This window comes from Neobacillus sp. C211, assembly GCF_051842875.1.
Lineage (GTDB): Bacteria > Bacillota > Bacilli > Bacillales > Cytobacillaceae > Neobacillus.
Genome location: NZ_CM122574.1, coordinates 283506 through 307772, shown reverse-complemented (window position 1 = coordinate 307772; position 24267 = coordinate 283506). Strand labels below are relative to the sequence as shown.

Below are 24267 nucleotides of genomic sequence, written 5' to 3'. Positions count from 1 at the left end.
TCCAGCTTTTATTGGCCCCCAACCTAATCAGTCGTCCAACATTGAATACGGAAAAGCGAAGAGACTTGAAAATGAGGTGCGGACATGACAAGAAAGAAAATGGGTCTGCTGGTAATGGCATATGGTACCCCATATAACTTAGATGATTTAGAGGGGTACTATACTCATATTCGCCACGGCCGGAAGCCAACTCCAGAAATGATTGAAGAGCTTCGCAGTCGGTATGAAGCCATTGGCGGGATCTCCCCTTTGGCAAAGATCACACTCGAGCAAGCAGAAAAACTCGAAGAACATCTAAACAAGATCCAACAAAATATAGAATTCAAAATGTATCTTGGTCTAAAACATATCCAGCCATTTATTGAAGATGCTGTTCATCAAATGCATGCTGATGGGATCGAAGAGGCTGTAAGTATAGTTCTTGCTCCGCATTTTTCAACCTTTAGTATAAAATCCTATAATGGAAGAGCCCAAGAAGAAGCAGAAAAATTAGGCCGGCTAAAGATAAGAACAATTGAAAGCTGGTATCAGGAACCAAAGTTTATCGATTATTGGGCAGGAAAGATTAAAAAAATCTTTGACCAAATGCCTGAAGAAGAAAAGGCTGATGCTGTACTCATCGTTTCAGCGCATAGTCTGCCAGAGAAGATTCTGCAGTTTGGGGATCCATATCCGAGTCAACTGAAAGAAACAGCTGACTTAATTGCTGAACAGGCAGGGGTAAAAAAATACGTTGTTGGGTGGCAAAGTGCTGGGCAAACTCCAGAGCCTTGGCTGGGTCCAGATGTTCAGGATTTAACAAGGGATTTATATAAAGAGCATCATTATAAGGCATTTGTCTTTGCACCTGTAGGGTTTGTATCTGAACACCTTGAAGTGCTTTATGATAATGATTTTGAATGTAGAAAAGTGACGGAAGAATTAGGTGTAAGCTATTATCGACCGGAAATGCCAAATGCAAAGGAAGAATTTATTGATGCATTGTCGACTGTTGTTCTTAAAATGACAACTGAGTAAGATTCAGATTAGTGGAAGAAGGTGAGCGCCGTGGCGGAAGAAAAACAAAAGATTATCATCATTGGGGGAGGAATTGCTGGGCTCACATCAGCTTTTTATCTTCAAAAAGCAATTCAAGAACATAATCTCCCTTATGAAATTAAACTCATCGAAGCATCACACCGTCTCGGTGGCAAAATGCAAACCGTTGTCAGGGATGGATATACGATTGAGAGAGGTCCAGATTCATTTTTAGCACGAAAGACAAGTATTTCCAGGTTAGCTGCGGAAGTAGGGATGGATGATCAACTAGTCCATAATTCCACGGGAAAATCATTCGTTTTAGTTAACGAGAAACTTCACTCAATGCCCGGTGGTTCGATCATGGGAATTCCAACGGAAATAGGACCTTTTCTCACAACAGGTCTTTTTTCTATTCCCGGTAAACTAAGAGCTGCGGCAGATTTCATTTTACCTCGGTCCGAAAGCGGAAGAGACCAATCATTAGGAGAATTCTTCAGAAGAAGACTAGGCGATGAGGTTGTTGAAAATTTAATTGAACCATTATTATCTGGGATTTATGCCGGTGATATAGATCAATTAAGCCTCATGTCTACTTTCCCGCAATTCTATGAGGTAGAACAGAAATATAGAAGCCTGATCATTGGCATGAAAAAATCTACCCCTGCCCAACCCAGCAAACCTGAAAGTAAGGAAAAAGCTAAAGGAGCTTTCCTAACATTTAAAACGGGGCTTCAATCCTTTGCAGAAGGCATTGAAGCAAAATTGGATCCAATATCTATTTTAAAAGGACATCGTGTAGACAAAATCACCAAAGTTGAGAATAAGTATGAAGTTTATCTCAATAATGGGGAAACAATGGTGGCAGATAGCGTCATTGCAGCGACTCCTCATAAAATAACACAGTCGATGTTTGCAGAGTATAGTTTTTTTGATCCTTTGAAATCAGTCCCTTCTACATCAGTAGCAACAGTAGCTTTAGCATTTCCGGAAGAGGCAGTGAAAAATGACATCGATGGAACAGGTTTTGTTGTTTCAAGAAATAGTGATTATTCGATCACTGCATGTACTTGGACACATAAAAAATGGGATCATTCAACACCGAAAGGGAAAGTATTACTCCGCTGCTATGTTGGGAGGTCGGGAGATGAAACCATCGTAGACCTCTCTGATGACAGAATTATTAAGATTGTACTAGATGACTTGAAGAAAACGATGGACATCACAATGAATCCGGATTTTGCAATCATTTCACGTTGGAAAAATTCAATGCCCCAATATACAGTGGGACATAAACAACGTTTAGCTGACATTTTAAAGTATATGAAAACGGATCTACCTGGTGTATTTTTAGCAGGTTCTTCTTATGGTGGTGTTGGACTTCCGGATTGTATTGATCAAGGAGAGGCAGCTGTCAAAGACGTCCTGGAGTTTTTAACAGGAAAAGATTTTTCAACAGGAGCTGTTCAATGATAACAGCTTCTTTTTTCTGCTTGCAAACAGGCAGGAATCGTTGTATACTCTAAAAGTATTAAATGACCGAATTGTTCAAGTGGTCATAATTTAGGTAGGTTAATAGTCAATTTTAGGGTTGTCTATGGGATAGTCCTAATTTTTTAAACAAAAATGACTAAATGAACAAAATAGTCATAAATGAAAAAGGAGGGTCATAAGTGAAAAACATGCTATTTAAGGAGGAGCTCCTTGCTATTGTAAGAAATAAAAAAGTGTTAATCCCAATTATTGCTGTCATGTTTGTCCCCGTATTATATGCAGGAATGTTTTTATGGGCATTCTGGGATCCATACGCAAAACTTGATGAACTTCCAGTTGCCGTTATCAACGAAGATGCGGGTGCAACACTCGATGGGACCCATTTGAAGCTTGGTGATGATTTAGTATCTAAGCTAAAGAAAAATAAACAATTTGGGTTTGAGTTTGTCGATAAAAAAGAGGGCTACGATAACTTAAAAGAACAGAAATATTATATGGTTATCGAAATCCCGAAGGATTTTTCAAAAAATGCGACAACTTTATTGGATGAGCAACCGGAAAAGCTGGAATTGGTTTATACACCTAATGAAAGTTATAACTTCTTATCTGCGCAAATCGGCGGCACGGCTGCAGAAAAAATCAAAACAGCTGTTGCTGAAAAGGTAACTGAAACTTATGCTGAAACCATGTTTGATAAAATCAGTGAGCTTGCCGATGGTGTTGTAAAGGCGAGCGATGGTGCAGTCCAGTTAAGTGATGGTTCTGTTGACCTTGAAAAAGGCTCAAAGGATTTAAATGAAGGACTTGCAACCCTTGCTGAAAAAACAAGTGAGTTTAACGGTGGAATGAAAGCAGCTGATGCCGGATCTGATAAGCTTGCAGTTGGTTCGAAGGATTTGTATAACGGACTTTCTACTTTAGCCAAAAAGTCGATTGAATTCGACTATGGTGTGAAAGCAGCAACTTCCGGCTCTAAACAAGTAGCCACAGGATCGAATGAGTTGAAAAAAGGGCTGGCAAAAGCCGATGCCAATCTTCCGTTGCTTATTGATGGAACGAAGGAGGTATCTACAGGTGCAGAACAATTAAAACGTGACCTTCCCGCAGGGATTGCTGCAGGAATTGAAAAAGAATTGACTGGAAGTGTTGGAGAACTTAATGCGGGTATTGATCAATTTCAATCACAGTTAACTAACACATTAGCATCCCAAATTGCGGATCAAACAATAACGCAACAAACAGAGAAAATGCAGAAACTAGCCCAAACCTTAATTGAGAACAAAGTGGATCCAGCACTTGTTCAAGGAATAATGGCTAATGAGAAAAATAATGCGCCAACGAAAGAACAGTTAGAGCAGCAAATTTTATCAGGACTTAACCCTAAAATGGAGGCTGGCTTTAACCAATTCAAAACAGGGGTAGATGAAAAATTAGCAGGTTCATCGAAGGGCTTAGAGGATAAAATTAAAGCACAAACAACTCCTTATTTTGATCAATTAATTGCCGGCATTGGCAAAGTCAATGGCGGTCAGCAGGAATTGCGAAAAGGGATCCATGATTTATATGCAGGTGCATCAAAATTAACAGATGGCACTAACAATCTTTCTGATGGGATGAGTCAATTGGCAGATGGTGCTGATAAAATTACCATGGGAACCGGACAATTAGCATCAGGTTCGGGAAATCTGAAAAAAGGGGCCGCGGATCTTACAAATGGTATGAATCAATTAACAGCGGGTGCGTCTGCCCTAACATCTGGAACGGGACAATTGGCAGATGGTTCCGGGAAGTTAAAAGACGGTACATCGAAACTTTCTAATGGGGCCAAGGAATTAGCAGATAAACTTTCAGAAGGTGGAAAAGAAGTTGCTAAGGTTCACTCAAATGAAAAGACTTATAATATGATGGCAGACCCGGTAAAGCTCGATAGTGAAAAAATTAATCATGTGCCAAACTATGGAACAGGATTTACACCATATTTCCTATCGTTAGGCTTGTTTGTGGGTGCACTTCTTCTCTCAATTGTCTTTCCACTTCGTGATACAGCGATTGCTCCGGCCAATGGATTTAACTGGTTTTCTAGTAAGTTTTCAATCATGGCTGGAATTGGAATTTTCCAAGCTTTATTGGCAGATGTGATTCTTCTTGGAGGATTAGGTCTAGATGTACAAAGCTTACCAAAATTTATTCTTTTTTCAATAATAACAAGCTTAACGTTTATCGCGTTAATTCAGCTCCTTGTATCGGTATTTGCCGATGCTGGCCGCTTTATTGCGATTATTATCTTGATTTTACAATTAACTACCAGCGCCGGGACATTCCCGCTTGAGTTAATCCCGAACTTCTTACAGCATTTCAATGCCTATCTGCCGATGAGCTATTCGGTTCAAGGCTTTAAGGCCGTTATTTCAAGTGGCGATTACAGTTTCATGTGGCAAAATTTCATAATTCTAATAGGCTTTATGCTTACCTTCTCTATTGGGACCATCGCTTACTTTACAATGAGATTTAATCACAAATATAAACACCAAATGAATAATTAATGAAAAACCAGCCGTTAAAAAAATGCGGCTGGTTTTTTTGTACTATACTGAAAAGAAATCATTTTTTGAGTATATTAGGAATATAAACATTGAATTGGAGGAGTTTAATTTGAAACTTACGGTTATTGGGTTTTGGGGTGGATATCCGAAACAGAATGCGGCTAGTTCGGGTTATTTAATTGAACATGAGGGATTTCGGCTATTAATCGATTGTGGAAGCGGGGTGCTTTCTAAGCTCCAAAATATTATCCAGCCCGAAGAACTGGATGCTGTTTTACTTTCGCATTATCACCCAGATCACATTGCAGATATTGGTGTTTTGCAGCATGCAAGATTAATCCAAGGCTTTTTAGGAAAGAAGACCTCAACCCTACCTCTATATGGACATGATATGGATCCATATGAATTTAGCAAATTAACCTATAAAGAGATTACAAAAGGAGTAGCCTATAATCCTAGTGAGATTCTCACAGTTGGTCCATTTCAAGTTTCATTTCTAAAAACAGACCATCCAGTCCCTTGTTATGCAATGAGAATAGAGGCAGATGGAAAAGCAGTCGTCTACACTGCTGACAGCTCCTTTAAGGATGAATTTATCGAGTTTAGTCGGAATGCGGATGTATTATTGTGTGAGTGCAACTTTTACGGGCATCAAAACGGTAAGTCGGCAGGACATATGAATAGTATCGACGCCGGAAAATTTGCGCAAAAAGCTGATGTTAAGCAATTAATTCTTACTCATTTGCCGCATTATGGCACAATATCTGATTTAATCACCGAGGCTGCCGGTGAATTTACTGGTATAATAATACTTGCAGAAGAATTTCAATCTATTTCACTATAAGAAGGGGCAGTAAACTATGTTATTCATCGATAATAAAGGGATCACCGATCCGCAGATAAATTTGGCAATCGAAGAGTACGCACTGAAGAATCTTGATATTAATGAAACGTATTTATTATTTTACATAAATGAACCTTCTATCATAATTGGAAAGAATCAAAATACAATTGAAGAAATTAATACGGAGTATGTGGAAGGTAATGGAATTAAAGTGGTCCGCAGGCTCTCAGGTGGTGGAGCGGTTTATCATGATCTTGGAAATTTAAACTTTAGTTTTATTACCAAGGATGACGGGGAAAGTTTTCATAACTTTCGTAAATTCACAGAGCCGGTCGTGGCAGCATTGAAAAAGTTAGGAGTAAATGCGGAATTAAGCGGCAGAAATGACTTGGAGGTTGGAGGTCGAAAAATCTCTGGTAATGCCCAATTTTCAACAAAGGGCAGAATGTTTAGCCATGGTACATTGATGCTTAATTCAGAAATCGAAAATGTGGTTTCAGCTTTAAAAGTAAAAAAAGATAAAATCGAATCAAAAGGAATTAAATCAGTCCGCAGCAGGGTTGCCAATATATCTGAGTTTCTTACTGAAAAGGTGGAAATTGATGAATTCCGGTCTTTATTGTTAAAGAATATTTTTGAAGGGCAAGATGAAATACCAGAATATATTTTGACGGACGAGGATTGGGAAAGGATTTACCAGCTATCAAAAGAACGCTATCGAAACTGGGAATGGAACTATGGGAAATCACCTAAGTTCAATCTACAGCACTCTCACCGCTTCCCAGTAGGTTCCATTGATGTCCGCCTTGAAGTTAATAAAGGTGTCATTGAAAATTGTAAAATCTACGGTGACTTTTTTGGTGTTGGTGAGGTAAGTGAAATTGAGGAGAAGTTAATAGGCACCCGCTATGGAAAAAATGAAATTGACAAGGCGCTTGCAGATATTGATACAACCCATTACTTTGGAAATGTTACGAAAGATGAGTTTTTAAACTTACTATACTAAGACCAGGGCACAGCGTTTATTACGCTGTGTTTTCCGTTTTGTGTGAATATTTAGTATTATACTTGAATAGATTACTTTCATTTAATATAATATATTTAGAAAATTGTAACAATTTTATGAATGAGTATTCATTCAACTTAGGGGGAGAAATATGAATCTTTTATCACAGTTTGAAGAATCTGCGAAGAACTTTTCGACTAAACCGGCCTATTATTTTATGGACCAAGCATGTACTTATGCTGAATTGAATGGGGCCATTACGAAATTTGCATCGGGTCTTGAAAAATTAGGGGTGAAAAAGGGGGATCATATCGCATTATTGTTGGGTAACTCACCTCACTTTGTGATCAGCTTATATGGGGCTTTACGGTTAGGGGTAACTGTTATTCCCGTGAATCCCATCTATACTGCAGATGAGATTAGTTACATATTAAATAATGGCGATGTCAAAGTAGTGATCGCGCTTGACCTAGCGATCCCGTTAGTCGAAAAAGTGCATACTTTCCTGCCTAAAATTAAGCATTATATTTTTTGTGAAACGACCCCAAATAGCAGAATAGAATCGAAAATTGAAAACCTCTCAGGCTCTTCAAAAATGAAATCGTTTACAGCGATCGTGGCTTCTGGAGAATTAAACTTTAAGGGACCAAATCTCGAAGACGATGATACAGCCATTATTCTTTATACCTCGGGTACAACTGGCAAACCAAAAGGTGCTATGTTAACCCATAATAATTTGTATAGTAATGCTAAAGATGTCAGCGAATATTTGAAAATGAATCCCGATGATAGAATAGTAACGGTTCTGCCGATGTTCCATGTTTTCTGCTTGACAGTCGCTTTAAATGCACCATTATTAAGTGGGGCGACACTATTAATTGCACCCAAATTTAGTCCAAAAGAAATTTTTGAACTTATCAAGAATAATCAGGCGACTGTTTTTGCTGGTGTCCCGACCATGTTTAATTTCCTCTTCCAATTTCCTGATGGTCATCCTGAAGACCTAAAATCCTTACGCTTCTGTATTTCAGGAGGAGCTTCATTGCCTGTTGCCCTCTTAAAGAATTTCGAACAAAAGTTTAATGTTGTAGTATCTGAAGGTTATGGATTATCGGAGGCTTCACCTGTTACTTGCTTTAATCCGCTAGACCGCCCGCGCAAGCCTGGTTCCATTGGAACATCTATCCTGCGTGTCGAAAATAAAATTCTAAATGAGCTTGGTGAAGAAGTACCCGTTGGTGAGGTGGGTGAACTTATTGTTCGTGGTCCCAATGTAATGAAGGGGTATTATAAAATGGCAGAAGAGACGGCGGCGGCCATTCGGAATGGGTGGCTTCATACCGGTGACCTCGCTAGAATGGATGAAGATGGGTATTTTTACATTGTCGATCGAAAAAAGGATCTAATCCTTGTTGGCGGTTATAATGTCTACCCACGAGAAGTGGAGGAGGTTATTTATAACCATTTGGATGTTGTAGAGGTGGCTGTCCTCGGAGTTCCAGACCCAAATCTTGGTGAGGCTGTTAAAGCCTATGTTGTAAGTAAGAATCCAAGGCTAACGGCAGAACAATTACTCGATTATTGCAGGGAACACTTGGCCAAATATAAACTTCCATCTTCGATTGAATTTATCGAAGAACTTCCAAAGAATACAACTGGGAAAATATTAAGGAGGGCACTAAAGGCACAAGTAGCCAAAACTGTCAGTAACTAATTCTTAAATAGTTGGGCAGGTCACTTTTACAGTTCTAATTTGTCCTTTTTTAACTAAACTAAGTATAGAGAGTCTGTACACAAAGGAGGGACAAATCATGGCTAGAAAAATGGGTGTCTATGCGGTTATGGGCTACATTCTATATGGATTATTTTTTTATTGGTATTTATTCCATTTTGCCGCTACAAACCTGCCATTTGAATACGAAGGATCAAAGGCGGACCCGGCGACCTTTTTAAATGGCAGGGAACTTATGCTGAGCGAGGAGTATTCAAAAATAAGGAATTTATTATTTTTCCTATCTACTCCGTTTGAATGGCTTTTATATTTCTTAATTTTATTATTTGGTTTTTCCAAGGCATTCAAGCGCTGGGCGGAAAACTCATCAAAGTATAAGCTGCTTCAAACAGCCATTTATCTTATTTGGTTATCGGTATTCGCTTATTTGGCGACATTTCCTCTAAGTTATATTAGTTTTTCATTATCAAAAACGTATAATATTTCAACTCAAACCTTTGCTTCCTGGATGAAGGATGAGTTGATTGACTTTTGGCTTAATTATGGGACATGGTTGATCATTGTCCCCGTATTATACTGGCTCATGAAGAAAAGTCAAAAGCGGTGGTGGCTATATGGATGGCTTTTATCGATTCCATTTACATTATTTATGATGTTTCTCCAGCCAGTTGTTATTGACCCGTTATACAATGACTTTTATCCATTAACAAATAAGGGATTGGAAACGAAGATACTGGCTTTGGCCGATAAGGCTGATATTCCAGCACAACATGTTTTTGAAGTGAATAAGTCAGAGGAAACGAATGCTTTAAATGCCTATGTTACAGGAATTGGCTCTAATGCTCGGATTGTCCTGTGGGATACTACCTTAAATAAATTAACAGATGATCAAATTTTATTTATCATGGCTCATGAAATGTGCCATTATGTCGAGAAACATATTTACTTTGGAATTGCAGGATATTTGCTAATTTCGCTGCTCGGATTGTATTTGACGTATCGGATTATGAATTGGGCAACAAGACGCTGGGGCAAGGAGTTAAATATCTCAGACGTTAGAGATATCCGATCACTTCCATTATTTTTTATGATTCTTTCGATGCTCCTATTTGCTGCAAGTCCACTGACGAATTTTACTTCTCGTTATCAGGAAACACGCGCTGACAAATATGCGATTGAGATGACCAAAAATCCAGAAGCAGCGATTACTTCTTTTCAGGAATTAACCCGCTCTGGATTAAGTCAAGTAAATCCACCGCTATTGGTGAAAATTTTCCGCTATACCCATCCTTCAATGCTTGATAGAATTTCGATGCTTGAAGATTATGAAGTTAAACATAGGAACAAATAAATACAATCCATGGGAAGGCTGAGACATTTTGATATGTCTACAGTCTTTTTTTGTGTGTAAGTAATTTTCAAAACTTTTTTTACAAAATATGTTATTTCATCAGACAAGCCTTCGGTCTCTTACATTTAATATATAAGACGTAAGATAAGGGGGTGATTATGATAAGCGAAATGACTAATACTCGTCCACCAGATGTTGTAGCAATCCTTTGGGAAGTAGTTACTAACAATGGCATTACAACTCGCAGAATTGTCGAAGCTGAAGTTGTTGGAACTGCAAATCCTTGCCAAAGACGCTTAGTACCGGGCCGCAGATTATCACGTGCTCGTGAGTGCCTTGTAGCAAATGGCTTTGACAGAGTGTTCCAAGAAAGATTTGGAGACTTTGGGGTTTCAATCTTCGTTCGTTTTTAATTACTGCCTCTGATAATAGTTGTGATTTCCTTCGTTGTTTAGTTTCACAGCTACTAGAGATGATTGAAAAGTGCGGGTTTATCCTATTGTGAATAAATTCGCATTTTTTATTTATACAATAAAAAAGCCGTCAATCTATGACGGCTTTAACAAAATTCTACGTTCCAAATCGTTTGTTAATTTCATTGAGCTGTCCGGATAGAAGGAGGAATGACTTTTTGTCTTGACAATCAATGGCCACATCAATTCTCTGTAATAATTTTTCTTTTTCTACTTTTAGCTGAATTTCGGACAAAAGCATTTCGATGTATAAATCTTGGACGAAGTTCTCCTTCAGACGATTTCGTTTCATGGCTCCTAGTTTCATTAATTCCGTGTATGATTTTTCATTCATGAAAATCACCCCTGTTGCTTTTTAAAATTATATGGTTTTTTTGGAAGAATATCATTAGTTTTTATAATTTTCTGATAAATATTTCTTTGACATGAATTTTGTGAATAAATTAGGAACAATTCAGAAAAGTGAGGGAATTAAAAACCAGTAGTGGTAAGATATGGTGGATAATATGAAAAGGAGTTGAATGGGTTGAAGCATCCGGGGATCGAAGAATATGAGATAAATACGTGGACGATGTTTGTAGAACCGGTGACATATGGAGGGAAAATTTATTCACGTGCTGTAGAATTAGAAGATGAATTCTTGTCACCCTTTAAGCCATTGGATATCATCAAAAAAGGCTGCGTTTATTTTGGTGTTGATTACGAAAGCAGGAAAAAGGGAACAAGGCAACTAATTGGCTATTCTCGAAAAATCCCAATTGTTATTGAACCAACTAACCACATCTATTTTTTTCCTACCGCATCGCCGCTAACTCCTGAGTGTATTTGGATTTCACTTGAGCATGTGGAGTGTTATCGTCGCGTATCCTCTAAGAAAACGATGATTATTTTCCGCAATAAGGAATCTCACGTTTTTCCAGTTCCAATTGGTACAATTGAGGGGCAAATGTTAAGAACCTCATTACTAAAAACAAAACTTTTGCAAAGAATAGAAAATAATGGGAGAAAGTTATTTTATCAGCCTAACGGGCCCCAGTCGTTAAATGCCTTGGAAAGATCCCGTGAATATGATGCTGAATCCGATTCTAAAGACCCGAAATAAAGGGTTGAATTTTCTTAACTATTAACGGGACAGATGTTTTTTTAATAAATAGGCCTCCATTAATTCTTGGACTTTGTTGCGGATTCTTGGATTAAAGTAATTATGATTTTCTTCATAGCCTTTATAAATAAACCTGTATAACGTAAAAGCATCGTCCCGTTTTGTTTCAATCACCTGAAGTTTATTCTTTTTCATATATAGTTTTACCTCAGCAAGTTCCCTTTGGATCTCCTTCATCGTTTCCTCAATCAAATCCAAATATGGTTGTTTTAATTTAAACGGGCTATTTGCAACTACAGTTAAATCCCTGTTTAAGATAATTAGAACCATTGGTAAATACATAGCCTTTTCCATTATGTCTCGATCATCTTCGGGGATTCTGGTCATTTTTTCAGTCACACCTTTCCATATAAATCGAACAAACGTTCCTCTTCATTTTACAAAAAAGAACCGTCAAAAGCAATAGGACTTTCCATTTACAAAAACTCGTCATTGGGCGAGTTTTATTTATTGAAATGTTTAGTTGATATATGAGAAAGTTTTTATTAATAGAAGGATATCTGATAGGGGAAAATGAATTAAATGAAGAAACCCTGAAAAAAAACAGGAGAATAAAAAACCTGGATGAATAGGTGATAAACAATGAGATCTGATAAATATCAAACCAAGAAAAAGAGAAGATGGCCATCCGTTTTACTTGTCTTCTTACTGCTAATAGGTGCAGGGGCAGGTTATGCTTATTATCAATACAAGCAGGGCGTTAACCAATCATTAAAAAAAATGAATAACAAAGCATCAAATGTTGTCTATGCTTTCGAAGGAAAAAAGGATCAGTATGGGGGGACAAATATCCTCGTGCTTGGTAGTGATGCTAGAGGAAAGGAAAGATCTCGGGCAGATACAATCATGATTGTTCATTATAATGAAGACAAAGGAACATTTAAACTAACTTCTATTATGAGGGACAGTTACCTTGAGATTCCGGGGCATGGACAGCATAAAGTTAACTCCGCATTCGCACGCGGTGGTCCAGAATTAATGAGACAAACGATTAAGCAAAATTTTGATATTGACCTCCAATACTATGTCATTGTGGACTTTCAAGGATTTGTGCAACTAATTGATGAAGCATTCCCCAATGGTGTAGAGATAGATGTGGAAAAGAAAATGTCAAAAAATATTGATGTCACTTTAGAACCAGGTCTGCAAAAATTAAATGGAGCAGAAATGCTCGGGTATGTCCGCTACCGTCATGATGCGATTGGTGATTTTGGAAGGGTAGAACGTCAACAAAAAGCGGTTAAGGCCATTGGGGACCAATTGATGGGCCTCCAAACGATTCCAAAACTCCCGAAGCTAATTGGAGTTGTCACGCCTTATGTGAATACAAATATGAGCACTTCCGACATAACATTTATGGCTAAAGATTTCTTTTCGAATGATCGAGGAAATATCGATACGTTACGGATTCCTGTTGAAAATAGCTATTCCGATGCTCGAATTTCAGGGGAGGGAGCCGTATTAGAGATCGATGTCGAAAAAAATAAAGAGGCACTCCATCAATTTATTACAAAGTAATCATAGGCACAGCTATTAGTAAAAATGAGGAGAAACCGGATGGATATTGAATCATTAAAAGCATGGTTTACACTTGAACATATTATGAGTCTTATTCAAGAATACCGAGCCCTTGGACCCATACCAGGCATATTGCTTATTGTCATTGAAGCATTCTTGCCATTTCTCCCATTGTTTTTATTTGTAATGGCTAATGCCAGTGCCTTTGGACTTTGGTTAGGATTTTTGTATTCATGGCTTGGAGCCTGTATCGGGGCAATGCTCGTATTTTCGCTTATTAGAAGGTATGGGCAAAAAAGATTATTATCCTTTTTACCTAAGCACCCTCAAGTCCGTAAGCTAATGGACTGGGTAGATCGTCATGGGTTTGGCCCACTCTTTCTACTGCTTTGTTTTCCATTTACACCTTCGGCAGTCGTTAACATTGTCGCTGGTCTTTCCAAAATTCGATTTTCCCAATACATGCTGTCCGTGTGTATTGGGAAAATGGTGATGATTTTCACGATTAGTTTTGTTGGCTATGATATTCAGTCATTACTGACGAAGCCTCTTCGGACTGTTGTAGTTTTGCTTGTTATTTTCATTCTTTGGTATGTTGGTAAAAGAATTGAAGGCAGAATGAATAAGGGCACGGAAACTGACCATAATGGTGAAATAGATAGAAATTATAAGCAGGAGAAACGGAGGAGCTTTAATGAAGATTGAATGGAAAAAGGAAGGCATGGAATGGGCGAAGGCTTTTGCGATTGGTATCATTATTTTTGCTTTTATTCGTACATTTTTCTTTTCAAATTATGTTGTAGAAGGCGAATCGATGATGCCGACGCTACAGGATGGTAACAAACTGGTAGTCAACAAGCTTGGTTATCAAGTCGGGGAATTGAACAGATTTGATGTCATCGTTTTTCATGCCAATGAAAAAGAGGACTTTGTCAAACGTATTATTGGGCTGCCAGGGGATAAAATTGAATATCGAGATGATCTATTGTATATAAATGGGCACAAGTATGAGGAGCCATTTTTAAATGTTTATAAACAAAAATCACCTGGAATCAGGATTACTGGAGATTTTAGTTTAAAGGAAATAACCGGTGAAAATATAGTTCCTGATGGGAAATTGTTTGTCCTTGGTGATAATCGATTAGGTAGTTGGGACAGCCGTCAATTCGGTTTTATCTCAGCTAGTCAAGTTGTCGGCAAAGTTGATTTACGTTATTGGCCATTAAATGAAATGGACGTCCATTTTTAGATGAATAGATTAAGGGAGGAGCACGATGATTAAATCGTGTTTTTTTTCTGTCATAAAATTACCATTTCTGCCTCTAATCTGTTTTATGGTAATACAAACGTTTGTGCTTGTTTTATGATAGAATGGGAGTTATAAAGTTTATGAGTGGTTGTGGAAAGCGAGGTTTTTACATGTCATTAAGAATGATAATCGGTCGGTCAGGAAGCGGAAAAACAGCTATGTTCCTTGATGAAATAAAGGGGCGGCTTGTGGAAAAACCAGATGGGACACCGATCATTTATATCGTTCCAGAGCAGATGACGTTTTTATCTGAATATCGCTTGGCAACTGACCCGGCAATTAGCGGAATGATTCGTGCCCAAGTCTATAGTTTTTCCCGCTTGGCGTGGCGTATCTTGCAAGAAACAGGCGGGATTAGCCGAACACATTTAAGTAGCGTCGGGATGAGTATGTTAATACGCAAAATCATCGATGAGCAAAAGGAACAACTAAAGCTTTTTCAGCGAGCTGCAGATAAGAATGGTTTTATCCAAAAGCTTGAGCAAATGATAACAGAATTTAAACGTTACTGTATTAGGCCAGAGGAGCTAATTCAAGGCTCATCCTTATCGGGTGAAGATACCAATGCCTTAAATGATAAACTTCGTGATTTAGAAATGATCTATAAAAAGTTTGAGGACGAAGTATTTGGTAAATATATCGATTCGGAGGATTACTTTCAACTCCTATCCGAGAAAGTATCCTCCTCTTCATATTTAAAAGATGCAGAAATATATATTGATGGTTTTTATAGTTTTTCACCGCAGGAATATCAAGTAATGATCGAATTGATGAAACATTGTAAAAACGTTTCAATTGCATTGACGACTGATCACCTCTCGATTAATTCTCCACCGGACGAGCTTGATCTGTTTCGCTTATCAGGTGAGACTAGTTATTCTCTCTATGATTTAGCTAAAGCTAATGGTATTGAAATCGAGCAGTCTGTTGTTCTAAAAGAACAAAGAAAATGGACAGAGCCGTCTTTAAGTCATTTTGAAGAAAAATTTGATGCCCGGCCTGCAGTAGCATATGTTGGTGAGACAAAAATTAATATTTGCCAAGCCGTAAACCGTAGAGCTGAGATTGAAGGGATTGCAAGAGAAATTCGCCAATTAGTCAGGACAAAGGGATACCGGTACCGGGATATCGCTTTATTAATTCGAAATGGTGGGGACTATCATGAGATTGTTGAACCAGTTTTCGACGATTATCAGATTCCCTATTTTATTGACCAAAAAAGAACGATGCTGAACCATCCATTGATCGAATTCATTCGCTCAAGCCTTGAAGTCATTAATTCCTACTGGCGCTATGAGCCGGTGTTCAGAATGATCAAGACAGAATTGCTATATCCCCTGCAAGAAAAGTCAGCAAAAATGCGTGAGAAAATGGATAAACTAGAGAATTATTGTTTAGCTTACGGAATTAACGGAAGTAAATGGACGAAAAAAGAGCGTTGGAGCTATCGACGTATTCGAGGGCTGGAATTAGAGGTAAACTCGCAAACAGACCTTGAAAAAGAAATGGAACAAGAGTTAAATGAATTAAAGCTTATGGTAACTGCACCCATTTTACGGTTATCAAGACGTTTGAAAAAAGCGGATTCAGGCCGAAAATTTTGTGAAGCCATCTATTTGCTGCTAGAGGAATTGGATGTCCCAACAAAGCTTGAAAAATGGAAAGCAGCTGCCGAAGAAAAAGGTAATCTTGTAAAAATGCGGGAGCATGAACAAGTATGGAATGCCGTGATTGATCTCCTGGACCAATACGTTGAAATTCTAGGGGAAGAGCAAGTCACTTTAAAGGCGTTTGCTGCTGTTTTAGAGTCAGGATTTGAATCCTTACATTTTTCACTTATTCCGCCGGCACTTGATCAGGTACTGATTGGGGATTTAGAAAAATCAAGGCTAAATGAAATCAAAGTAGAATTCGTAGTTGGTGTTAATGAAGGAATTTTGCCTGCAAAAATATCTGATGAAGGAATCCTCTCTGATGAAGACAGGGAAATGCTCCTAGCAACAGGTGTTAAAATCGCACCAAGCAGCCGGACACGTTTGCTGGATGAAAATTTTCTTGCTTATAAAGCTTTTACAGCACCATCAGAAGCCCTTTATGTTAGTTATCCACTTGCGAATGATGAAGGAAAAGCGTTAATTCCTTCTTCGTATATTAAGAGAATAAAAGATATGTTTCCTAATGCTAATGAGCTATTTTATGTGACAGACCCATCACAAGTTTCGGAGCCCAGTCAACTAGGCTTTATTTCAAATTTTACAACGACGTTATCTTTCCTTAATGCGCAGCTTCAATGGAAAATGCGAGGGTACCCCATTTCAAATTTATGGTGGGATGTATATAACTATTACCTTGGAAGTTCGGGAAAGGCCAAAGCTCAAAAAGTGTTTTCAAGCCTTTTTTATACAAATTCAGCCGTACAGCTCTCTAAAGACTCAGCGGATGAATTATATGGTGAGGCCATTCAAGCCAGTGTTTCTAGAATGGAATTATATAACTCCTGCGCATTTTCTCATTTCGCTCAGCATGGACTAAAGCTTCGTGACCGGCAAGTTTTTCGTTTGGAGGCTCCGGATATTGGGGAGCTGTTTCATGCGGCATTAAAGCAGATTGCAGATATTGTTAATGAACAAAACCTTTCTTGGGCCGAGCTATCGAGGAAACAATGTGAAACCCTTTCTAAGGAAGCGGTCAAGTCACTAGCCCCTAAACTGCAAAACGAAATATTGTTAAGCTCAGAGCGCCATCATTATATTAAACGGAAATTGGAGCAAATTATTACACGTGCTTCTGTCGTATTAAGTGAGCATGCAAAGGTAAGTGGATTCTCACCGATTGGTTTGGAATTAGGCTTTGGACCCAATGGAAAACTGCCGCCACTAACATTTTCACTGAAAAATGGAAAGAGAATGGAATTGGCCGGAAGAATTGACAGAGTCGATCAGGCAAAAGCGGAAGACGACAGCGTCTTTTTACGAGTGATTGATTATAAATCAAGTGAAAAGGATGTCAATTTTAGCGAAGTATATTATGGACTTGCCCTGCAAATGTTAACCTACCTGGATATTGTCATGACCCATTCGAATGAATTGGTTGAGATGAAAGCAAGTCCTGCGGGTGTCCTCTATTTTCACGTCCATAATCCATTCATTAATACAACTAAAATGCTAACGATTGATGAAATTGAAAAGGAAATGATGAAAAAGTTTAAGATGAATGGATTAATGTTAAGCGATCAAAATGTGATCCGGCTTATGGATCAAACACTTGAATCTGGTGATTCGCATATTATTGCCGCAGGAATAAAAAAAGATGGAAATTTATCCAAAAAATCCAAGGTTGCCAGTTTATCGGAATTTGACGATTTGAAAACGTATGTCCGGAATTTATATCAGAAAACAGGTAACGCCATTATTGATGGTCAAATAAACATTGCTCCTTATAAATTAAAGGACAAAACACCTTGTACATTTTGTTCTTATAAATCAGTATGTCAATTTGATGAATCAATTGAAACGAATCAATTCCGGGTTCTCACACCACACTCGAAGGAAGATGTTTTAGAACTAATTAGGAAGGAGGTACGTCAATCTTGAGAAATTTCGTCATACCCCCTAAACCAGAAGACGTGACATGGACAGACGACCAATGGAAAGCAATTATGTCAAAGGATCGAGACATCCTAGTCGCAGCAGCAGCAGGTTCGGGAAAAACGGCTGTCCTAGTGGAAAGAATGATCCAAAAAATCCTGTCAAAAGAAGACCCGATGAATGTCGATGAATTATTGGTGGTGACCTTTACGAATGCATCTGCTGCAGAAATGCGCCATCGGATTGGGGAAGCATTAGAAAAAGCCATTGATGAAGACCCGTGGTCGCGCCATTTAAGAAAGCAACTGAGCTTATTAAATAAAGCATCGATTTCAACACTTCATTCCTTTTGTATGGAAGTGATTCGAAAGTATTATTACTTAATCGATGTCGATCCTGGATTTCGAATTGCCGATGAAACAGAAGCACAATTAATCCGAGATGAAGTGATGGACGAGTTGTTTGAAGAAGAATACGGGAAAAAAGATAATGAGGCATTCTTCAACTTGGTCGATTCATTCACAAGTGATCGAAGTGATGCTGCATTAATGGATATTGTACGGTCGATATACGATTTTGCTCGCTCCAATCCCTTACCGGACCAATATTTAAAGTCAATCATTCGTATGTATGATGTTTCAGCTATTAATAATCTAGCCGAACTCTCCTTTATTCAGGCACTTCTTTTTGATATTGAGTTGCAACTAGAAGCTTCCAGAGAAATGATTAAGCGGGGATTAGAAGTAACAAAGCTCCCTGGCGGACCGGCACCGAGAGCTGAAAACTTTTTAGATGATTTAAAGATAATTGATACTCTTCTCCTTGCCAAGCAGGACTCATGGGAAACTCTATATCAAGCAATGCAGACCTGGTCTTTTTCACGGGCAAAGCAAGTGAAAGGTGACCACTATGATAAAGAGCTGACAGAGAAGGCCCAAAAACTTCGAGAAAAAGCGAAGAAAAAAATCCAAGATATCAAAGAAGAGCTATTTACGCGAAAGCCTGAAAGCTTTTTACGTGATATGGATGAGATGCGGCCGTTAATAGAAACCCTAGTTCATATTGTCAAAGAATTTTCTCTGCGGTTTGAAAAGGTAAAAAGAGAAAAAGGGCTTGTAGACTATGCAGATTTAGAGCATTACTGCCTTGCAATTTTGACAAAGGAAATCTCAGCAGAGGGAGAATTTCTTCCATCCGAGGCGGCACTCGCTTACCAAAGGCATTTTAAAGAGGTCTATTGCGATGAATATCAAGACACTAATATGGTCCAGGAAACCATCCTAAAGCTTGTAACTAAAAAGGATGAGTTGAATGGTAATATGTTTATGGTCGGAGATGTTAAGCAGTCGATTTATCGCTTTCGTTTGGCTGAGCCGAACCTTTTCTTAGGCAAGTATAATCGCTTTAAAGCCGACGGAGATTCTACGGGACTACGTATTGATCTAGCAAGAAATTTCCGAAGCCGAAAAGAAGTGCTCGATGCAACCAATTATTTATTTAAACAAATTATGGGGATTAAAGTTGGTGAAATCGAATACGATGAGGCGGCAGAGTTGCGTGCTGGCGCACCGTATCCAGACGATGAGCCCTATCCGGTAGAACTTTTGCTTATTGATCAAAATGCCCAGGATAATGGGTCGCCTGTAACGGAAGGCGAGACAGAGGTGTCAGAACTAGAAGAATTTGATGCTATCGGTCTTGAACAATCCCAACTCGAAGCGAGGATAATTGCTTCTAAAATAAAAGAGCTAGTAGCAAGTGGAGCACCGGTATATACTACAAAAACCAAATCCAATCGGCCGTTTATGTATCGGGATACAGTCATCCTGCTCCGTTCAATGACTTGGGCTCCGCAAATTATCGAAGAGTTTAAGCAACAAGGGATTCCTATTTATGCTAATCTTTCAACAGGGTATTTTAATGCAACCGAAGTGGCAATTATGATTTCATTACTACGAGTTATTGATAATCCCTTCCAAGACATACCGCTTGCAGCTGTTTTACGCTCACCCATCGTTGGGTTGAACGAAGAAGAACTATCAATCATCCGCATTCATCAGAAGCGAGGCTCTTTTTGGGAGGCTGTTACCGCTTTTTGCAAGAGTAAAGAAGCCAAAAATACGGCCGAATTTTACGAAAAGCTGCGCCGCTTTTATGACTTTCTAACAGAGTGGCGCGGGGTGGCAAGACAGGGTTCGTTGTCGGAGTTAATTTGGCAGCTCTACCGTGATACCCAGTTTTATGACTTTGTCGGCGGTTTACCAGGGGGAAAACAGCGCCAAGCTAATTTACGGGCATTATATGACAGAGCTAGACAATACGAACAAACATCGTTCCGTGGATTGTTCAGGTTTCTTCGTTTTATCGAGAGAATGATTGAAAGAGGGGACGATCTTGGTGCAGCAAGGGCACTTGGTGAGCAAGAAGACGTTGTTCGGATAATGACCATCCATAGTAGTAAAGGACTTGAATTTCCCGTTGTATTCATGGCGGGAATGGCACGGACTTTTAATATGGCTGATGTTCGGAAACCATATATGCTCGATAAAGAATACGGATTTGCATCTAAGTATGTAAATGCGGAAAAAAGGATTTCTTACCCATCCTTACCGCAAATTGCTTTTAAGCGAAAAAAGAAAATGGAGATGCTTGCGGAAGAAATGCGCGTGTTATATGTGGCGATGACAAGGGCGAAAGAAAAACTTTATTTAACGGCTACGCTTAAAGATGCTCAAAAAAAAATCGACCAATGGAATGAAGTTTCCTCCCATACAGAATGGTTGTTAAAGGATTATGAGCGGGCAGCGGTTTCAAGCTATATTGACTGGATTGGACCAGCGCTTGTTCGCCATCAGGACGCCAATGAACTAAGGCTTAGTGGTACGGGAAATGCCCTTGTTCCTGAGGAAATTACATGTCATCCTTCTTCATGGAAAATTTCACTAATAAGTGCGGAAGAAATCAAGAAGACGGAATTAGAAATCGGAATGAATGAAGACCAATTTCTTGAAATGGTCCAAAAAGGGGAACATGTCCCAGCCACGTCGCCATTTGTTAAAGAAATTAAGTCGCGCTTAGACTGGGAATATTCCTTCCCAAGTGCCGCAGCCCATCGCTCCAAGCAATCCGTTTCTGAAATGAAACGCCAAAGAGAAATGGCAGATGAACAAAGTGGGACGGACCTTGTGAATCGCTATAAAAAGTCGATAGTTAAACGCCCGAAATTTATGCAGGAAAAGCAATTAAGTCCAGCTGAACGGGGATCTGCCATGCATATGGTTATGCAGCACGTAGATTTAACCAATTCAGTTAGTCAAGAATCTCTCCAGGAACAGTTAACATGGATGGTAAACAACGAATTGTTAACCTCTGACCAAGCAGAGGTCATTGATAAAAATTTAATTGTTCAATTCTTTCATTCAGATTTAGGGATTAGATATTTTAACGCAAAAGCAATCAACAGAGAGGTTCCCTTTACCCTTTCCATGCCTGCTCGTGATGTGTACCCCACTTGGAAGGATGAAGAAGAATCTGTTTTTGTGCAAGGGATCATTGACTGTGTCTTTGAGGAAGAAAACGGTCTTATTTTGGTCGATTATAAAACGGATCAAATTTCCGACAGGTATAAAGGTGGGTTTGACCAAGCAAAGTCCATACTTGAAGACCGTTACAAGATGCAAATTAACTTATATACAAGAGCAATTGAACAAATATGGAAAAGAAAGGTTACAGAAAAGTACTTGTTTTTCTTTGATGGAGCTCATATTTTGAAGGTTGAAAAGGATTAAACGAACAAAAAATGACATAGACCATTTAGGATGGTTCATGTCATTTTTTAATTATTCCCGACAATTGGCTGGTCAATTAACTTGGTATCAAGAACATTGGTTCCACTTAATCCGGAATTCGATATGATAAATCCACCAGTATTAAATGCACCTGAACCAGCATTTGTCTTTGAGGTGCTCTTTGGAGAGATATACACGGTATCTCCAAATTGCACTATACCTCCACTTACGTGAAGGATTTGGACAGGACCAATAATCGCTGGCATGACAAACATCCTTTTTAGTATATTCCCGGCATTTTCTCTTAAAGTAACTTATGCTTTTATCTTTGTCCCTGTTCTTCTACTACTTCTTCTTCTTTTCTTTGAATAGGAAGTAACTGTCGAATATGCTTAATTCTAGCCTCCATAGAAACATGGCGGCTGTTCCCAACGTGTAAAAGGGAAGCTGATGATATCCCGATAATATCAATTTTACTTACCTTAATTAGTGGGTTTGGATTTTGACGGGAGTATGAAAAAGGTTCATTGATAGGTAGAAAAGGAATAGGTTCGGAAAAGACTCGATAAGAGGATAAATTCCCCTCATTTCCATAAAATACTTCAGCTTCCCTTTGGACAGCGATTGCTCTTGAAAGTCCATTAATGATACAGGAATCCCCTAGCTGTACCGTAGAGGAAAATGAGGCAATCCTAATATTTATAGTGTCTACACAAGAGGTTCTCTGCAACATGATGGTCACTCCGGTGATAGGGGAACAAACGGACCTATGATTAGCGATTCTGCAGGGGTATCAAAGGTTGAGGCCAATTGGATCGTTTCCGTATCTCCCACCATTACTAACGAGGAGCTTGCTACCCCAGTGATTTTTATGTTTTGGACAAAGAGTTCTCGGTTATAAACCTCGAAGTTCATTCTGTTTTCATCCCTTTCATATTTTCAGGTAAATTGCTGAAAAAAACAAATACCCCATTTTGAATTTCCTTTTTTAATGCTTCAATAACTAAATCGTCCGAAGGCGCATTTTCAAAAGAGCGGCTGCCAGAGGAATGGGCGTTTATATGTTGTTCAATCCTGATAGGAAGCTGTTTAATGATGTCTTGTTTTATGAACGATAAATATTCATCATTCGGTTGAACGGTTAATTCCCTTTGGGCATTTTCAACTAATTGAGGTAAATCTGTTTCTAAATATCTGTAAATAGCTTCCTCGATTTTCATTGATCTTTGCATTTGATCCTTGGGTGATATTGGTGTGGTTAAGGATTGATTTTGTACTGCGAAGTCCTCGATTCCTGATAATTCCGATGGGTTTAGACCTATGTTTAATGTTCCTTCAAGAGTCTCAACTTTCAATTGATCAAATTTATATTCAATTTTATCAACATGGATGGCTTTTTTTTCATTTAATTGTTTGATATCTTCTTTCATTTTTTGGAGAGCGTTCTCTAAAGTTAGAATTCGCTGCTCCTGTGCTTGAATACACATCTGTAGCCATTGAAGATATTGGGAATAATCCTGATACATGTAATCACCTCACAATTATTTCGCCAATAAGTTTATCGATTTCTATATGATAGGGAGCTTACCTATCTTGTTCTCTTACAGCAGCTTGTAATGGTACGGCTGGTGTCCCTAATAAAGAGCCTGAAGTTTTTGGTGCGGGTTGTGTAAATCCACCGGTATTATATAAATGAGATGTAGGTTTGATAATCCCCGCACTGCCTATTTGTAGGACGGAGGAATTGGTAATCCCGCCAATTTTAATAAAATTAATCTGAATGGACTGCTGGATATAGAAATTCATTTGAAAATCACCCATTCATTAAGCATTAAGTGCAATTCCTTGATCATATACATCAGGATCATTGGTATTCGTGGAACTAACATTATTATGGAGCCGTAAGCTATCCCCTGTGTTAAAGGAACCAGCACCGGAAAAGGTTTTTGCATTGGAAAATGGCATAATTTTATAAACATCTCCAATATGGAAAACAGAACTGCTGCCAAGTGTAATGACCTGTGCAACTCCAACAATCGCTGGCATTTTCAACACCCTTTTTTCATAGTATCTTCTACATCCTATGTATGGGCACAGGTAATGTGATTGATTCGCCCAAATATATTGGAAACCGAGGTCATTTAAGTTTATTTACACTTTTATTTATTTGTTTTTAGGGGTATGAATAAAAAATAGTTCAATTAACCTATGATTCACAATGCAAAATGATAAAATAGCAGGATATCCGATAAGGGTAAAACGTTCTATTATGTGATTAAGAGATCAGTCGGAAAAATAAACACTGAGTCTCGATAAAGGCAAAGCTGATGAAAATCAGTGACGCAAAGCTACAGGGGCTAAGGTGCATTTGCACTAAGCCAGCCAGTTACCGAAAGATCAGGGTGTTTCAAAATAGATATTCTATGTCTGCATAGGTTTTCTA

Annotated in this window: 22 protein-coding genes and 1 riboswitch; of the genes, 14 read left to right on the top strand and 8 right to left on the bottom strand. The window is 38.6% G+C overall.

Features of this window, described 5'->3' with window-relative positions; translation table 11 throughout:
• The first annotated feature begins 84 nt into the window (after window positions 1–84).
• The 8 genes from hemH (at window position 85) to ACSU6B_RS01550 (ending at window position 10400) form a co-directional block, all read left to right on the top strand.
• Entirely contained in the window at window positions 85–1017 is a 933-nt protein-coding gene (gene hemH / locus ACSU6B_RS01585; RefSeq protein WP_410882186.1) for a ferrochelatase, read from the top strand.
• A gap of 30 nt (window positions 1018–1047) precedes the next feature.
• Window positions 1048–2490 carry a protoporphyrinogen oxidase gene (gene hemY / locus ACSU6B_RS01580; protein WP_410882184.1) on the top strand — a complete coding sequence of 481 codons (1443 nt, stop codon included), beginning with the start codon at window positions 1048–1050 and terminating at the stop codon, window positions 2488–2490.
• Window positions 2491–2699: 209 nt separating this feature from the next.
• A complete protein-coding gene (locus tag ACSU6B_RS01575) occupies window positions 2700–5054 on the top strand; it encodes a YhgE/Pip family protein (RefSeq protein ID WP_410882259.1) in 2355 nt (784 codons plus the stop codon).
• A 109-nt stretch (window positions 5055–5163) separates the two neighbouring features.
• Window positions 5164–5898, top strand: a complete 735-nt coding sequence (locus ACSU6B_RS01570) for an MBL fold metallo-hydrolase (protein ID WP_410882182.1) — start codon at window positions 5164–5166, stop codon at window positions 5896–5898.
• A gap of 16 nt (window positions 5899–5914) precedes the next feature.
• Window positions 5915–6904: a lipoate--protein ligase gene (locus ACSU6B_RS01565; protein ID WP_410882180.1), complete on the top strand. Its 990-nt coding sequence runs from the start codon at window positions 5915–5917 to the stop codon at window positions 6902–6904.
• Window positions 6905–7055: 151 nt separating this feature from the next.
• Window positions 7056–8618, top strand: coding sequence for a fatty acid--CoA ligase family protein (locus tag ACSU6B_RS01560; RefSeq protein WP_410882178.1), 1563 nt, complete (start codon window positions 7056–7058; stop codon window positions 8616–8618).
• A 97-nt stretch (window positions 8619–8715) separates the two neighbouring features.
• On the top strand, window positions 8716–9987 hold the full coding sequence (locus ACSU6B_RS01555; protein WP_410882176.1) for a M48 family metallopeptidase: 1272 nt from the start codon (window positions 8716–8718) through the stop codon (window positions 9985–9987).
• Between the two features lie 158 nt (window positions 9988–10145).
• Window positions 10146–10400 carry a hypothetical protein gene (locus ACSU6B_RS01550; RefSeq protein ID WP_410882174.1) on the top strand — a complete coding sequence of 85 codons (255 nt, stop codon included), beginning with the start codon at window positions 10146–10148 and terminating at the stop codon, window positions 10398–10400.
• Between the two features lie 157 nt (window positions 10401–10557).
• Here ACSU6B_RS01550 and ACSU6B_RS01545 read toward each other — a convergent pair whose 3' ends face one another.
• Entirely contained in the window at window positions 10558–10794 is a 237-nt protein-coding gene (locus tag ACSU6B_RS01545) for an IDEAL domain-containing protein (protein ID WP_410882172.1), read from the bottom strand.
• 192 nt (window positions 10795–10986) lie between these two features.
• Here ACSU6B_RS01545 and ACSU6B_RS01540 point away from each other — a divergent pair, with 192 nt between their 5' ends.
• Window positions 10987–11562 carry a competence protein ComK gene (locus ACSU6B_RS01540; RefSeq protein WP_410882170.1) on the top strand — a complete coding sequence of 192 codons (576 nt, stop codon included), beginning with the start codon at window positions 10987–10989 and terminating at the stop codon, window positions 11560–11562.
• 21 nt (window positions 11563–11583) lie between these two features.
• Here the strand turns inward: ACSU6B_RS01540 and ACSU6B_RS01535 are convergent, their stop codons facing one another.
• A complete protein-coding gene (locus ACSU6B_RS01535; protein WP_088086020.1) occupies window positions 11584–11949 on the bottom strand; it encodes a hypothetical protein in 366 nt (121 codons plus the stop codon).
• A gap of 255 nt (window positions 11950–12204) precedes the next feature.
• Here ACSU6B_RS01535 and ACSU6B_RS01530 point away from each other — a divergent pair, with 255 nt between their 5' ends.
• The 5 genes from ACSU6B_RS01530 (at window position 12205) to addA (ending at window position 21824) form a co-directional block, all read left to right on the top strand.
• A complete protein-coding gene (locus ACSU6B_RS01530) occupies window positions 12205–13140 on the top strand; it encodes an LCP family protein (protein WP_410882168.1) in 936 nt (311 codons plus the stop codon).
• 39 nt (window positions 13141–13179) lie between these two features.
• Entirely contained in the window at window positions 13180–13845 is a 666-nt protein-coding gene (locus ACSU6B_RS01525; protein WP_215015556.1) for a TVP38/TMEM64 family protein, read from the top strand.
• Entirely contained in the window at window positions 13835–14389 is a 555-nt protein-coding gene (gene lepB / locus ACSU6B_RS01520) for a signal peptidase I (RefSeq protein ID WP_168242442.1), read from the top strand. The genes ACSU6B_RS01525 and lepB overlap by 11 nt, the downstream gene beginning before the upstream one ends.
• A gap of 170 nt (window positions 14390–14559) precedes the next feature.
• Window positions 14560–18042 (top strand): helicase-exonuclease AddAB subunit AddB, encoded by a 3483-nt coding sequence (gene addB, locus ACSU6B_RS01515; protein WP_410882166.1) that lies wholly within the window; start codon window positions 14560–14562, stop codon window positions 18040–18042.
• Window positions 18039–21824, top strand: a complete 3786-nt coding sequence (gene addA / locus ACSU6B_RS01510) for a helicase-exonuclease AddAB subunit AddA (protein ID WP_410882164.1) — start codon at window positions 18039–18041, stop codon at window positions 21822–21824. The genes addB and addA overlap by 4 nt, the downstream gene beginning before the upstream one ends.
• A 47-nt stretch (window positions 21825–21871) precedes the next feature.
• Here addA and ACSU6B_RS01505 read toward each other — a convergent pair whose 3' ends face one another.
• Genes ACSU6B_RS01505 through ACSU6B_RS01480 form a run of 6 tightly spaced genes read right to left on the bottom strand, consistent with a single transcriptional unit; the run spans window position 21872 to window position 23870 of the window.
• Window positions 21872–22090, bottom strand: coding sequence for a spore germination protein (locus tag ACSU6B_RS01505; protein ID WP_410882162.1), 219 nt, complete (start codon window positions 22088–22090; stop codon window positions 21872–21874).
• A 56-nt stretch (window positions 22091–22146) separates the two neighbouring features.
• A complete protein-coding gene (locus tag ACSU6B_RS01500; protein WP_410882160.1) occupies window positions 22147–22557 on the bottom strand; it encodes a spore germination protein GerPE in 411 nt (136 codons plus the stop codon).
• A gap of 5 nt (window positions 22558–22562) precedes the next feature.
• Window positions 22563–22739 carry a spore gernimation protein GerPD gene (locus ACSU6B_RS01495; RefSeq protein WP_168242447.1) on the bottom strand — a complete coding sequence of 59 codons (177 nt, stop codon included), beginning with the start codon at window positions 22737–22739 and terminating at the stop codon, window positions 22563–22565.
• Complete coding sequence (gene gerPC, locus ACSU6B_RS01490) at window positions 22736–23350, bottom strand: spore germination protein GerPC (RefSeq protein ID WP_214732001.1); 615 nt, start codon at window positions 23348–23350, stop codon at window positions 22736–22738. Before gerPC ends, ACSU6B_RS01495 begins: the two co-directional genes overlap by 4 nt.
• 58 nt (window positions 23351–23408) lie before the next feature.
• Window positions 23409–23630, bottom strand: a complete 222-nt coding sequence (locus ACSU6B_RS01485) for a spore germination protein GerPB (protein WP_214999696.1) — start codon at window positions 23628–23630, stop codon at window positions 23409–23411.
• Between the two features lie 18 nt (window positions 23631–23648).
• Window positions 23649–23870, bottom strand: a complete 222-nt coding sequence (locus tag ACSU6B_RS01480; RefSeq protein ID WP_214999694.1) for a spore germination protein — start codon at window positions 23868–23870, stop codon at window positions 23649–23651.
• Between the two features lie 261 nt (window positions 23871–24131).
• Window positions 24132–24218, top strand: a riboswitch (cyclic di-GMP riboswitch).
• The last annotated feature ends 49 nt before the right edge of the window (window positions 24219–24267 follow it).